The organism is Streptomyces sp. NPDC045846 (assembly GCF_056431605.1).
This window is the reverse complement of the sequence record NZ_JBWKKJ010000019.1, coordinates 24,508-37,479: the sequence shown is the minus strand read 5'-3', so window position 1 is coordinate 37,479 and position 12,972 is coordinate 24,508. Positions and strand designations below refer to the sequence as shown.

11 protein-coding genes and 1 pseudogene are annotated in these 12,972 nt (G+C 66.5%); 6 read left to right on the top strand and 6 right to left on the bottom strand.

Annotation, left to right across the window (positions count from 1 at the left end; translation table 11 throughout):
* Positions 1-50 precede the first annotated feature (50 nt).
* From AC07F3_RS36585 to AC07F3_RS36570, 4 genes are all read right to left on the bottom strand, one after another.
* Positions 51-1,238: a CapA family protein gene (locus AC07F3_RS36585; RefSeq protein WP_479119043.1), complete on the bottom strand. Its 1,188-nt coding sequence runs from the start codon at positions 1,236-1,238 to the stop codon at positions 51-53.
* Between the two features lie 1,071 nt (positions 1,239-2,309).
* Positions 2,310-3,131 (bottom strand): SDR family NAD(P)-dependent oxidoreductase, encoded by an 822-nt coding sequence (locus AC07F3_RS36580; protein WP_479119042.1) that lies wholly within the window; start codon positions 3,129-3,131, stop codon positions 2,310-2,312.
* A gap of 737 nt (positions 3,132-3,868) precedes the next feature.
* Positions 3,869-4,354, bottom strand: coding sequence for a hypothetical protein (locus AC07F3_RS36575; protein WP_479119041.1), 486 nt, complete (start codon positions 4,352-4,354; stop codon positions 3,869-3,871).
* Positions 4,355-4,560: 206 nt separating this feature from the next.
* Positions 4,561-4,956 (bottom strand): acyl-CoA thioesterase, encoded by a 396-nt coding sequence (locus tag AC07F3_RS36570; protein ID WP_479119040.1) that lies wholly within the window; start codon positions 4,954-4,956, stop codon positions 4,561-4,563.
* Positions 4,957-5,001: 45 nt separating this feature from the next.
* Between AC07F3_RS36570 and AC07F3_RS36565 the strand changes: the two are divergent.
* Positions 5,002-5,489, top strand: a pseudogene (locus AC07F3_RS36565) (P-loop NTPase family protein); the annotation flags it as partial.
* Positions 5,490-5,596: 107 nt separating this feature from the next.
* Here AC07F3_RS36565 and AC07F3_RS36560 read toward each other — a convergent pair.
* On the bottom strand, positions 5,597-6,478 hold the full coding sequence (locus AC07F3_RS36560) for a hypothetical protein (RefSeq protein ID WP_479119039.1): 882 nt from the start codon (positions 6,476-6,478) through the stop codon (positions 5,597-5,599).
* A gap of 843 nt (positions 6,479-7,321) precedes the next feature.
* Between AC07F3_RS36560 and AC07F3_RS36555 the strand changes: the two genes are divergently transcribed.
* Positions 7,322-9,151: an RICIN domain-containing protein gene (locus AC07F3_RS36555; protein WP_479119038.1), complete on the top strand. Its 1,830-nt coding sequence runs from the start codon at positions 7,322-7,324 to the stop codon at positions 9,149-9,151.
* Between the two features lie 97 nt (positions 9,152-9,248).
* On the opposite strand, the gene AC07F3_RS36550 is transcribed toward AC07F3_RS36555, so the two are convergent.
* Positions 9,249-9,716: a hypothetical protein gene (locus tag AC07F3_RS36550; RefSeq protein ID WP_479119037.1), complete on the bottom strand. Its 468-nt coding sequence runs from the start codon at positions 9,714-9,716 to the stop codon at positions 9,249-9,251.
* Positions 9,717-10,213: 497 nt separating this feature from the next.
* On the opposite strand from AC07F3_RS36550, the gene AC07F3_RS36545 reads away from it, so the two are divergent.
* The 4 genes from AC07F3_RS36545 to AC07F3_RS36530 all read left to right on the top strand — a co-directional run bounded on the left by AC07F3_RS36545 (position 10,214) and on the right by AC07F3_RS36530 (position 12,810).
* Positions 10,214-10,741, top strand: coding sequence for a hypothetical protein (locus tag AC07F3_RS36545; RefSeq protein ID WP_479119036.1), 528 nt, complete (start codon positions 10,214-10,216; stop codon positions 10,739-10,741).
* Between the two features lie 65 nt (positions 10,742-10,806).
* Positions 10,807-11,232: a hypothetical protein gene (locus AC07F3_RS36540; RefSeq protein ID WP_479119035.1), complete on the top strand. Its 426-nt coding sequence runs from the start codon at positions 10,807-10,809 to the stop codon at positions 11,230-11,232.
* Between the two features lie 679 nt (positions 11,233-11,911).
* Positions 11,912-12,133 (top strand): hypothetical protein, encoded by a 222-nt coding sequence (locus AC07F3_RS36535; RefSeq protein ID WP_479119034.1) that lies wholly within the window; start codon positions 11,912-11,914, stop codon positions 12,131-12,133.
* The gene (locus tag AC07F3_RS36530) at positions 12,130-12,810 is read left to right on the top strand and encodes a restriction endonuclease (protein ID WP_479119033.1); all 681 of its coding nucleotides are present in this window, start codon (positions 12,130-12,132) and stop codon (positions 12,808-12,810) included. Before AC07F3_RS36535 ends, AC07F3_RS36530 begins: the two co-directional genes overlap by 4 nt.
* Positions 12,811-12,972 lie beyond the last annotated feature (162 nt).

Below are 12,972 nucleotides of genomic sequence, written 5' to 3'. Positions count from 1 at the left end.
CCGTCGGCAGGGAGCTGGACGCTCGCCGAGGCCCTTCGGCGGTGGAGAGTTCAGGAACCGGGCGTGACCGCGGTGACCGCGATGCCTTCGATAGCGAAGGCGTCGCGTTCGAAACGCGTGGGGAGTTCCTCGAAGGCGCAGGCGGCCTCGAGATAGTCCACGACCTCCTTGCCCTCGGGAGTCGAGGCGGCCACGGGGCGCGGGCTGTTGTCCGGGCCGAGGACGCAGGGGGCGAAACCGGCTCGCAGTACGCCCTCGCTGTACGACATGACGGCGAACCCGGTGAGTCTGCCGTCGGGATGGAAGGGCAGGAGGGGGTACCCTTCGCGTACGCCGATGCGGTACTCGCCGAAGCGTCGGGCGCTCTCCCGCCGCAGTCGCGCGTCTCCGCGGCCGAGGTAGGCCGACTTCTGGAGCCGCTCCTCCAATCCCGGCAGGTCGAAGGCGAAGTGCCCGAGACCGTAGAAGATGGGCTTGCCGCAGTAGAACTCGATACCGCGCAAAAGGTGTTGATGGTGCCCGACTACTGCATCGGCGCCGGCGTCGACGGCGGCACGGGCGGTGCGTGTCTCGTGGTCGGTGAGGACGAACGGCCGGGTGAAGTCTCCCCAGTGAAAGCTCGCGATCACCAGGTCCGCCTTTTCGCGGGCCCGTGCGATATCTGCGCGCAGGTCCTCCATGTCTCCCTCGTCGGGAACGGTGGTGACCCGAGGCATAAGCCCTGGGTTCCACTCGTTCATCTCCCAGGGGGAGTACAGCGTGCTCGCTCTGAGGGGAGCGAGCCCAGGTGCTCCGGGGCGGGCTTCGTAACCGCAGGGGAAGACCGAGGCGTACGCGAGCACTGCCACCCGGCCGCGGTCGGTGTCAATCACTGCGGGGGCATGTGCTGCGGCGCTGTCTCCTCCAGCGCCCGCAGTGGCGACTCCACTCATCTGCATGTGGCTGCGAGTCTCCAGCAAGGCCAGCGTGCCTCCGTCGAGGCTGTGGTTGTTCGCCAGGGAGACGACGTTGATTCCGCCGGCGGCGATGCTGGACGCGTGTTCCGGGTCAGCGATGACGGGGACACCCGCGCTGGGCGCCCTTTCCAGGGTCTTGCTGTAGACCCCTTCCAGGTTCGCGAACGCCACGTCGGCGCTACGAAAGGCCCGGTAGACATGTTGGAACGCCTCCTGCGGCGCTTCTCGGTGCACGAAGACGTCCCCGACGGCCACGATGCGTAACTCTTCCGTGTGAGGCATGGCTCCCTCAACCGTTACGGCTTATCCGCTAAAGCGGATGATCGACTCCAGGAGCATACGCTGGCGGCGGCATCGCGGGTCAACGGGACCAACGGAAAACGAGTGGAGTTGGCGCGAATCGATACCCTTCAGCAGATGCACATCTGGCCTGGCAGAGGGGCTTGGCCTGCCGCTCACAGGCGAACCGGGCACCACCCCTTGGGTGGCGCGATTCGTGTCATCAACGCCGTTGGCTATGCAGGTGCGACGCGCCGAGCCTGGCATGACACCCGCGTCCCCAAGGGATGTTGCACAGCGCTACGTCCAGCTCACCGCCAGGCCCCTGCCTCCGCGAACGTGCACTGACGGGGGGACATCGCGTTCGCGTCGTTGTCTGCGGCGGCTGAAGCTGGACTGGCAGACGCGGAGAGGGACGTCAGCTTGGCAGGGGCGCGTCTCCCAGATGTGCTTCCACGGAGTTGAGAATCCGCCCGGCGAAGTTCAACGGATGTAGGTAGTGGCATCGGCGGCGTGTCCGGCGTGCAGTACTCGGGGCCAGTGCTGCCCTCACAGACGGCTCTGCCCGCTGTCCCCGCACAGAAGCACACGGCTGTCCGGCAGAGTGAGGGTGGTAGAACGCCCTCACTCTGCTGGCTCGCTCCCAGGCAGCAGCGCGTCGAGCGACGCGCCCGCGCGAGCCCCCGCTTTCGTCGGCCTGTGGGCGATGCGTGGCGCGCCAAACAGTGACGTGGCGAGTCTCCGGATTCAGCCACCCATCTCGGCCGGTGGCACGGTCGCTGTCGCGGTCTGCCCGCAGAGACAGCCTGCCGCGGTCGGCCGCAGTGGTGTCGCCTTTACTGCTATGAGGGGTGGGAGCATGCTGAAGTCACTGACAGTCGGCCCCTCGCCCAGGCCGCAGCGGAGCCGGCTCCGGGAGGTGCTGCGCCCGCATTTCCCGCCTGCACTGCAGGCGCATCGGCGGGCAGCCGACATGTACGACGCAGCTCGGGGACACTGCCGGCAATCGCCCCGGATGGGGCCTGCTGTGGCTGATGTACTCCCCTATACCGTCGCTGCAGGTATCCAGCAGTCTCAGAGTGCCGCGTCGCCGCGTGGTTCGATACGGAAGTCGAACGCGAGAGTTCCGGGATCAAGAGCCGTCGCCCCACCGTCAACGGTGAGCACCGCGCCATTGACATAGGACGCCGCCGGGGAGAGCAGCCAGCTGATTGCTTCAGCGACTTCATGCGGTTCGCCCGGCCGCCCCATGGGCAGGAACCTGGTTGCTTCCTCGTACGCAGACTCCACGCTGCCATCCTTCAACTCCGCGTGCACGGCGAAGCGTGCCATGCGCCGGTCGGCCATCTCGCTACGGACCCAGCTGGGGCACACGGTGTTGGCACGCAGCCCCTGCCGCCCGTAGTCGATGGTGAGGGAATGGCAAAGCTGCAGCAAGGCTGCCTTGGCGGTGGCGTATGGGGCGTTGCTCGCGCCGTTGCGTAGTGCGGACACCGATGCGACGGCAACTACTGAGCCGCGTGTCTTCAGCAAGTGCGGGATCGCTGCGCGCAGCAGCAGGAGCGGACCGGTGACGTTCGTGCGCATCACCTCGTCCCAGTCCTGCAGCGACAGGTCCCCGACCGCTCCGCCGCGCCCGATACCCGCGTTCAGCACAAGCCCGTCGATTCGTCCATAGGCGGCCAAAGTCGCGCGGACCAGACCGTCGGCGGCATCCGGGTCACCTACATCAGACGGATACGCCAGCGCCCCGGTCTCCTGTTCCAGGCGCCGTAGCGGTTCGGGCCGCCGTCCCGAAACGACCACGCGGTGCCCACCCTGGCGGAGCAACCGGGCTGTGGCCGCCCCAATGCCCGTGCCTCCACCGGTCACAATGACAACTCGCTTGTCTACCACTGCGGTTCGTCCTTCTGTTCCTAGATCGCAACGAACATCCGATGGTAGATGGGGTCACGATCCAAGCGGCCCGCCGCAGACGATGTTGAGACAGGAGTGCCGCCGACAGGAGCAGATTCGTCTTCAGCCTCACGCCGCCGACTGCACCGGGTGTACGAGCTCGGCAACCAGCTGAGCTACTGGAGCCCCCGGCCACATACTGACGACGAAGATCGGGAGGGCATGTTGGGGCACCCCCTCGCGAGTTCGAATCCCGTACCCCAGCAGCCGCCCGACTGAGCGAACGACGGCCTCGGACGCAGCGCCATCAGGGAGGAGACACTGGCAGCGAGCCGCCACTGTTGCGGCGTGGCCGTCCACAGTGGCCGAAGCGCCGAAGCGCCTTCTGATGCCAATCAGGACGTCCGCCAGTAGGTAGGGCAGATTGCGACACCCGGCGGATGGCATTGGCCGCAGAGGTCGAGCTCCTGAGGTCCGCACTGGGGTTTACGAGGAACTCGGCTTGCTGCGGCGCGAGCACCCGGCGCAGTCAGGCATCACGAGCATGTCGTTGCGCTATGCCACCTGTCTCCTCTGAGGCTGGGCATGGTGAGGTGATCCCGGAGTGGTGGGGCACATCTCGCCCGCTGCCCATTCGACATCGTGGAGGCGTCTCACTCACGACGGGACACCGGGGCCGTAACTGGGTTCGGTTGGCGCGAAGGGCGGGCGGCGGGTGCCTTCGGGCGCTGCTGCAATTACCGCGCGGCGGAGCCCACGCCAGAGATCTGAGCCGAGCTGCCGGCGGCATTCTTGCGGACGATGTCTCCCGCTGTGAGCGACCCCAGCCGTTTCCGGAAATCCTTGACCGTGGCTACCGGGTACTCGAACGCATCCCTCCCAAGATATCTGACGGGAGAGACGACTCCTACAGCCCGGTCGGGCTCCGTCTGCCACTGCTGCGACCCCAGCACAATGTGGAGCATCCTGCCCACGGCACCGACCTTGTCCTTGTCGTCGACGAAGTCCAGCTTGAGGAAAACGGCGGGAGTGAGGTCGGTCCGCGGGACACTGTTCACGAGCCTGCTGGCCCAGTCGACCTCTGCCACCTTGTCCTCCCCGAGTTCGGTACGCAGAAGGTTCATCACCATCTCGGGCGTGGCCGCTGCCCTCACTTCCTCCTCGGTGACGCTTCGCAGCGAAGAGACGACTGCGTCCGCCGGTATTTTCTTCTCCTCGCCCAAGTGGGAACAACCCGTGAGGAACAAGAGAGACAGGGCTGCAGCAGAGGAAGGGAAACGGCGCACTGATCGGCCCTTACAAATTCGGCGCCGTCCGCTCCTCCCCTACCGAGGGCCAGGTCCGACTCCGATGTTCGGGTGGCTTAGGGCAAGGGCGGCAGGGCGCTGCTCGGCAACTGGACTGGGATATTGGGATTCTACGGGGCGAGTTAGCAGCCGAGGAAGGTCTTCTCGCCTTCACCGATCCGGGCAGGGCGGTTAGAGGCCGGGTCGAAGGACACGACGGTGACAGAGGAGCGGGCGTATACCTCGTCGTCCTTGATCTCGTGGGCAAGGCCGACGGATGCACCGCCGATCTTGGTGACCCAGGTTTCGATGGTGACAGGCTCCGGCCTGTACAGCAGGGGCCACTTGTACTCGCTCTCCCGACGGGCCACGAGTTTTGCTCCGGCCATCAAGCCGAGTCCGCCGCCCGAGTCGGACGCACTCCTCGCGAAGGATCGTGAGCGGCTGAACGCCCTGACCTTCGAGGAGCAGCAGGCCCAGGACTTCTTGGCCTCACCGGCGAGCACGAGCCTGAGCCGGATCCAAGCGATGTCCCCCATCAGTTCGAGCGGCTCATCTCCGACCGGGTGGCCCGCGACGGCCTGGACGTCAACCAGTGGCACGTCGGACCTCACAACGGGGGCGTCGACGTCATCGTCACGACGCCCGGCGAAGACAAACTGGCCGTCCAACGCAAGCACACCACGAAGAACTCCCGTGGGAATCGCGGCAATCCGCGAACTGAACGGCATCGCCAGCCCCGTAGCACCTTCGGCAAACCCGCCAGCTCTTCCCGCAGGGACGGCATCTACGAGACCGCCCACCAGCACGCCGCGGCCCTCCTCAACAGCGAGATCGCCCGCTGGGTGACTCCGCAGAAGGGCGCGCGGGAGTTTAAGCCGGCCGACTTCGTCACCTCCACGGACACCCTCTACCTGCCGTCGCAGGACGGCCGCGGCGGAGACAGCACCCCTGATCGCCGCCTGCGCGGGCTCCGTCATGCGGGCCGCGACCGCCCAGGCCGAGCGCGCCCGGCGGACGCCTGGACCCGCCGATGCTCGCGATCCTCGACGAAGCCGGCAACGTCGTCCGGCGTCGGCCATCACGGGCTTGCCACGACCAGGCATCGATCACAAAATGGCGCAGGACCACAATGCCCCTCCAGGCAGTCGGCCCCGCGCCGCTCTCTCAGCCTATGTGCTACCTGAGCAGCAGCTTGCCTAGGACGTCGCGCACGTGACCTGCAGTATCGGGGCTTGACGAGAGAATCGAGCTCGCGCCCACGAGCAACAGCACCCAGCGGGCTGAAGTCTCCGCCGTGGGCGGAATTCCGGGAATAAGTGGCAGAGCAGCGGCTATTCCGATCAGTACAGCCCCGGGGATCAGGCGCGTGACCATCGCACGCAAGCGGCTTGTCCTCGAAGGGAGATCAGGAGCATTGACCAGCAGGGCGGCCCGATCATCGCGCACAATAGCATCGATGCCGTAGATAAGGGACTCAACTACCCTTTCCACATCTTCAACGCAGCTAGCGGTAACCAAAGCACGCTTGTGCAAGCGGATCGCTTCGGCCACCCGCAACGCCTCGTCCCGCAACTCGCGCCGCAATCCAGTATCGAGGGGGTCAACGCGGTCCTTGAGGGCCAGACAGGCCGTGGCCTCCACTGCCAGGTTCTCTAGCTTTTCGCACCACCGACGAACCTTCCTGCTGTGGCGCCAGAGAAGGCGTTCCCCATGGATTGCGTCGACCACGTGGACGGCTGCTATCGCCAACGCGTCGTAGGCATGGGCCTGCTCCCGGGCAGCCCGACGCCACCTGCGATAGAACCAGATGACACCGGGAAGAGAACCGAACACCAACAGCAACGAACTGAACCGTGCGATCGCAGGCGAGATCACAAGCCCAGACTTAGAGTTGTATGCCGCCCACCAGCCAAAAGCAGCCATCAAGGCCACCAAAGGGACAAGCATCCGCGCGAACAGAACACGGTGGAGGAGCGTTCGCCACAACACCATCGTGCAGAACGTAAACATCAACGCGGTGAGGAAAGTGGCAAGCCGTGCGCCACCAAAGATGATCACTCCTATGAGGGGTATCCAGACAACAAACGCCAAAGGCGAGTAGATGAAGAGGCTCCCGAAGCGGGCCCCTCCCTCATCTCGCCTCCAAGCAGCAATCTCCAGCCGGCGCCTCAGATCGGCACTCCCCAACGGGATACGTCCCAGCGACGCAACGACCGATAGGTGTTCACGAGCCCGCACGCGGTGCTCTGTGCGACCAAAGAGCCAATACCCCACCACGCCCAGTCTGGACGGCATCGTCGTCATATCTCCCCCCTACCGAGCCGGTGATGGCAGCCAACCACCCACCGCACAGGCTATCGGCGCCCGCTCAACCGCTGCTCTTCCCCACCCCGCGGAGGCGACCTCGTCGGATCCCGAAGCAGATCCCACAGCGCCCGCACAGCCGAGACCAACAGATCGGGCGAATCCTCCGTCTCGCCCTGCCCGACGAACGTCGTCATCTGTTCCTCCAGCTCCGCGAACACCCCCTGTCGCGCGGCTGGTCCATGCGTTGCCGGTACGCGGGATGCGTGGCACATAAGGACTTGAGGCACAGCGGAGCGGATGCCCAAGCCGTATGCCTCGCACAAGATGCCTGGAGCGAGGGTTGCGGCGAGCGGCAACGAGCGGGGTTAGGCCGATCGACCGCGCCTTCGACGCGGCCAGCGGTCGCCCGGAACAGACATCGGTCACCGTTCCCTCTTTTCCGGCCATTCGAGACCCTCTCGTGTTCGAACTGACGCTCGAATCAGGTAGATCTTGCTCTCGAGCTGACGTCCGGAATCCACGGGCGTCACCTGAAGGGGGTACAACATGCCTGCAAGAACCCTGCGGCGGCGTCACACTGTTCGAATACGGGCCGTGGCGCTGCTGGTTGCCGCTGTTTTGATCCCACTGGCTGCGCCAGCAGCCGCAGCCGATGGCGCTCCGCATCTGACCACGGCCACCCTGGTGCTGCCGCCTGGCGCCGCGGCGCCTACCGTCGCCGATCTCAAAAATGCGTCCGCCCGCAAGCGGCTGGAGCACGCCGCGCAGGCTGCCCAGCAGCCGCAGACCGCTCGGGAGACGACCGGGCCGGCCGCCAAGGCCGCCGCGGTCGCCGACACACCCTCGGCCCTGGCCCCGCCGCCGTCGGCGCGCAGTTCGGTGAGAGCGATGGCGGTCCAGTACCCGGAACCGGAGCGCACGATGTCGATGGCCGAGTGCAAGGGTCAACTGGGCGGGGACACGCAGTTCTATCTCAAGTCCCGGTTCGCCGTGTGCAGCGGCAAGCAGGTCACGGTCATCTGGAAGCGCAAGAACTCCAACGCGCCTGTCGGGGCCAGCACGTTCAAGCTGTATGTGGTCGGTACCATTCCGCAGGAGGCTGACCGCACCATCCACTTCGACTACTACTTCACCGACTTCGCCAAGAGCGGCACGACGGAGACCAGCGGTCAGGTCCATCTGGTGAAGGGAGATCTCCCGGAGACCTGGCCAGCCGCCGCGCAGCCGGAGTTCGGTGGCAACCTGCCAACCTCCTTCATGAGTTGGGACCAACTTTCTCAGGGCGGTGGCGCCACGTTCCGGCAGACCGTGCGTTTCGCGCCGGGCCAGGGCACCGGAGCGGGTGCTGCCGACGTGGTGTTCGCGGTGTACCAGCCAGTGCTCACCTCACTGCTCCCTCAGGGATGGGACAACGGCAGGGGCGGCCAGGACCTTCCCGATGTCAAACCCTTCATGCTGGCCCCGCGCTGGGACTCGGCCTCCTATCTCCGTAACTCAACCGGCTCCGGCAACCCGGCGAACAAGGGCGGAGCAGCCTTCAGCTACCTGGCCACGCTGAACTACAGCGCCCAGGCCGGAGCGCCCGAACAGGCCGTGGCCCAGCACATCCAGTTGGCGTTCACCAACCCGACCGCGACCAAGCCCCTCAACGCGCTCAAGAAGATCCCCGGCAACAGCGCCGACCACCCGCTGCACCGGCTCTACCTCGATCAGCAGCGCCGCGGACGCAACCGTGCAGTGGCCGTGCGCGAATGCACCCGCTACTGGGGACCCAACTACACCGACGGCGGCAAGGAATGCGACGAGTTCCCCTTCGCCACCACCTACGAAGGCTCCGCGCTGGAGGAGTACGACGTACACGCCGAGAAGCTGAACTACTCGGCCATGCCGCTGGACGGCACCCAGAACGGCGCCGCCGGCAACCTGCTGAGCGGCTTCTACACCAGCAACCGCATCATCGACGGCCTGGAAGACGGCTTTACTGTCAGCATCTCCGGCAGCACAACCGAGCGCCGCGGCCTGCTGACCAACCAGAACAGCAACAAGTGCCTGGAAATCGACGGCTCCAGCACTGCCAACGGGGCTCGCGCCCAGCAGTGGGACTGCAACGGCCAGCCGGGTGCCGTGTGGGTGACGAAACCGACCTCCGACGGCACCTACGTGAACCTCGTCAACGCCAGCAGCGGGAAATGCCTGGAGGTCGCCGACTCCCGCAAGGACAATGGCGCCCCCGTACAGCAGTGGGACTGCACCGGCGTCACCACCCAGGAGTGGGAGCTGCAAGGCACCCCGGACAGCCGCATCCTAAAGAACGTCAACAGCGGCAAGATCCTCGAGATCGACAACTCCAACACCGCGAACGGCGCGCGGGTCCAGCAGTGGGACAACGTGGGCCAGCCCTCCGGCAAGTGGCGCGAGAGCTGACCGCAGACCCCAGACCCCACAGAAGCGACTAACGGCGCAGGCTTCCCGGGGCCGAAGTGCCGGTGCGGCCCGCAGCAATCAGGCCGCACCGGCCTCCTCAGATTTCTTGGGGCCAGAACTCCACCAGGTATCGCTCCACCCCGTGGGCAACACCCTCGGTCCGCGTGATCCGTTCCACCTCGGCACGGCCCGAGCAGGAAACCCTCACCCGCCACCGTCCACCCCCTTCCGCAAGGGTGATCACGTCCTTGGCGCGCCCCAGGGTCAGCGTCCAGACACAGACTTCGCCCGATGTGGTCTCGAAGTCGACCTCACCCTGCTCATCCCACACGCTGCCGTCGTCCAAGGGCGGCTCCGCGTCCCAGACCTTCACCGAAACGGCGGCCGTGTGCGTGTGACCGGCGCTGAACAGATCGAAACGCCGAACATGAGGGTTGAGGAACACCCCCCACTCGTAACCGTCATTGAACGGGACAGGCACCGCGCTGTCGTCGGACTCCTGAAAGCAGAACCCGCGGTACGCGACCTCAACATCAAGAGCCTGCTGTCGCACCAGGTTTGCCACGCTCACGCCTCCGTACAGAGTTTCGCAGGACCGCTCGATCCTATGCCGCAACCGCGAGCCGTCGCAGAGCACGAGCCTGGTTGACGGCCGCCTCCCCAAGCGGTCCATCCAAGATTTCCGTGAAGCCGAGGCGTGCCTCCATGCGCCGATTTCACTCCGTCACATCCTCGTGGACACTCGGGCGTATAAAGGGCTGTTGAAGACTGTGCCCCCGCACTTGGCCGAGGTGCAGGTGGAGCGGGTGCGTGTGGGGGGCAGGCAGGTACGGATCGAAGGCCGGCACCCCGTGTGGCGGTGCTTCTCGCCTGCGCCAAGAACCGGTGGTACTCGCCGGGCGCCAATGCCGTGAACGACAGCAAGGACCCCCACACGTGCGAGCTGACCGGTTCCCCGCTGCTGCACTGATCCATCTGCCCGGCCCGACCATTCCGTCTCGGCCGCGCAGATGAGTAGGCGTACTCATGCACCCTTCTGAGCCGTCCGGAGAGGATGAGCACATGCCCCGACGGAGAAACCGTGTCCTTGCAGCCACCGCCGCTGCCCTCGCGCTGACGGGATGCGGGAAATCCGCGGACGACCTGTTTTCGAACCTCAATGGCCACAATCCGCCGCGCGCACACAGTTCCTCCTCGTCCACCACTCAGGCGCCGAACAGTGAGGCACCGCCGAACTACTTCGACAACAACCGGGCCCGCCGTCCAGGCGAGATGACACCGCAGCACGAGAGCGCTGCTCGCCAAAAGGCAATCGCCGTCGAGCACGCGCTCAACGAGCTTCGTATGCGGGGAACGATCAACCCGGCGGACGTACGTCCCGTCCTCACGCGCATCGCCGGTCCCTCCCGCCTCTCCGTGGGCGATCTGCTGATCGGCACCGCTCTGAGCAAAACGGAAGGCACCGACTACGGCATCTGGATCGGCGACACGGCCTGCGTCACCGGGGCCGTCACCAAGGACCGCGTATGGGCTGAGGTCAATGGCCACTACCCCGAGACCGGCTGCGTAGCCCCGCTGGCCGCCCACTGACAGTTGTCGAGCTGTTGGCGCAGACAGCCGAAATTCACCGCACCACACAGGAGATCGAGCCGGGCATGACCCGCATTCCCGTCAAGCCGTCCGTGACGCCTGCCCTGGTGACGCTCGCCACCACCCTGGTCGTCGCCCTGTCGGGCTGCACCACTGATCAGCAGGACCGCAGGGGCCCCACTCCAGCCGGCCTCACCGCGACATCCACCGGCGCCCCCGCTGCAGCAGCCGCCCTGGCCGGGCGCTATCACCGATCCGGCGGGGCTCAGGAGGTGTACGGCATCCAGTACCGCTCCGACTCTGACGGCACCCCCGTCATCACGGTGTGGACGCACAACCCCGATGACAGTGCCCCAACGTTCGACAGTCTCAAGCACGGGGTCACCGGCTTCCTCGCCCGAGAGGACGGCGTCTCACTGCCCCGGGGTTACCAGATGGACGTCTTCGGCCCCAGCGGTGCCCTGCAGCACCGCTTCGACGCGCGCCCGTGACCGGCCGTCGCCGCGACGGCTCCCCGTCCGTCTGCTTTTACCGGCAAAGAGGGATTCCTGACAATGCCGGTGCGGCCGGTCGGCAGGATGCCGACCGCCGCGTCAGGTCAGCCGCGCCAGATCTTCGAGGCGTCAGCCTTGTTGTCCCAGCTGCCGCCGCCCGGGTATCCGAGCCAGCTGAGATCGGGGTATCGGCGCCACCCGTCAGCCCGGAGATAGCTACTTTCCGCAGCTGGCGCACCACGTCGGCGACATCGGCGGACAGGTCGACGACGACCGGGCCCCTGGGAAATGCCGCAGCGAGTACCTGGGAGAACTTTGGCGACCCAACACGGTGGAACCCTCTTCTACGACGATGGCGGGCACCCACAATCCGCCAAAGTTCGCCAGCCTCCTCTCCAGTGACCGGGCTGCTCACAGCACGTGAAGTGTCCTGGCCCACCAGAATCCACCCGCAACGGCCCGCAGGCCGAACTGATCCAAGACGAATAGCTGCAGCACAACGGCTTCTCACGTCCAGTCGGCCATTCGCTGACGTGCCGTACTGACGCACCTGGCGAGATCCCGCCCCGCGGTTGCGACAACTGCCCATGATCCGCCCGGAGTTGTCAGTGCCCATTGGTACACACAGTTTCAGGGCCGCTGGGTGCGGCCTGTGATCACGGGAGGGGAACCCGCCATGTCGAAGCCGCCCGCCGGCTATCACCACGTCCGCGCCCACATCCGTCGCAACCCGGCATCGCGCGGCGCGCGCCGGATGTCCGGCTGGCTGACAGTCGGGCTGATCGCCCTCGTCGTCCTGTGGGTCAAGTTCTTCGGGCTCGGGGACACCCCCGCCAGCACCCCGACCGAGCAGCAGCCAGCACCGTCCGTCTCTCAGCCCGCGCCGTCCCGCGGATGAGCCGCCAACGCCGGCTGCGTATCCGCCGCCCGCGCGGGCCCGCCGAACTCGCCGCCGCCGGCCTCACCTTCGCGGCGGCCACAGCCCTGCTGCTGCCTGGGCTGCGCGTCCTCCTCGGCGCCCTCATCATGCACTGGCAGTGGCCGTCCCTCTTTCTCCTTGTCGTCGCTGGTGCCGCGTCCCTGCGCGCGGGCCTCACCCGGAGCAGACAACGCCGCGACCGTGCGCGCCGGGCGGGTTTGTCCTTCCGCGCGGGCCAGCTCGACGCCATGGACGACCGCCCCTTCGAGGAGGCCCTGCGCGACCTGATGACGCGTGACGGCTGGCGTGCACGGCGGGTCGGAGCAGGTGGGGACCAGACCGCCGACGTGATAGCCGAGCATCCGCTTCTCGGACGTGCGGTGCTCCAGGCCAAGCACACCCGCACCGGCGCCAAGGTCGGCGCTCCCGTCCTGTACGCGGTCAACGGCACCGCCGGTCCCGTGCACGGCGCGCAGCACGCGGTGGTCGTGACCAATGGGGTCTTCACTCGCGATGTACCGGCCTGGGGTGCGCGCCACCACATCCATTTGGTCGACCGCGAAAGGCTGCACCAGTGGGCCCAGGACGGTGCGGCTCTGCACGAACTACTTGCCCTGCCCGCCCGGCCGCGCCCCATGCTTCGCCGCGCCGCCTGATCCCACAGCCTCGTTCCAGCTCTTCAACACGCCTCGGAGGGTGGTCATGTTCGACGATGAAGGCCGTCTCGATCCGTTCCTGAAACACTGCTCTACGGCGTCCTCGCCTCGCAATCGGCAAGATGCTGTGGACGTGGCTGACCGGCACCGCCGTGGCGTGGA